Origin of the sequence: Pseudomonas sp. PDM18 (assembly GCF_014852585.1) — a bacterium.
GTDB lineage: Bacteria > Pseudomonadota > Gammaproteobacteria > Pseudomonadales > Pseudomonadaceae > Pseudomonas.
Genome location: NZ_JACVBX010000043.1, coordinates 1 through 387, shown reverse-complemented (window position 1 = coordinate 387; position 387 = coordinate 1). Strand labels below are relative to the sequence as shown.

At 64.6% G+C, this 387-nt stretch carries 1 protein-coding gene; it reads left to right on the top strand.

Annotation, left to right across the window (positions count from 1 at the left end):
- A partial coding sequence (locus IB274_RS29470) for an Ig-like domain-containing protein (protein ID WP_192436298.1) occupies nucleotides 1-387 on the top strand: 387 nt, incomplete at both ends.

The following is a 387-nucleotide window of genomic DNA, read 5'->3' as shown; positions in this document are numbered from 1 at the left end:
ACATCGTCAACGCCGTCGAGTCGCAGGCCAACCAGTCGATCACCGGTAGCACCACCGGCGGCCGTGCCGGCGACATCGTCAAGATCGTTGTCAACGAAGTGACCTACAGCGGCACTGTCGATGCCGAAGGCAAGTGGAGCATCAGTGTTCCGGGTGCCGAGCTGGCTGCCGATGCCGATCACCGCATCGACGCCACCTTCGTCGCCACCGACATTGCCGGCAATAGCGCGAGCGCCAGTGCCAGCCACAACTACGCGGTGGACGTTACTGCGCCGGTGGCCCAGCTGACCATCAACGCCGTGGCCGGTGACGACATCGTCAACCTCGACGAATCGAAGGCCCAGCAGACCATCAGCGGCAAGGCCACCGGCGAGTTCATGGCCGGCG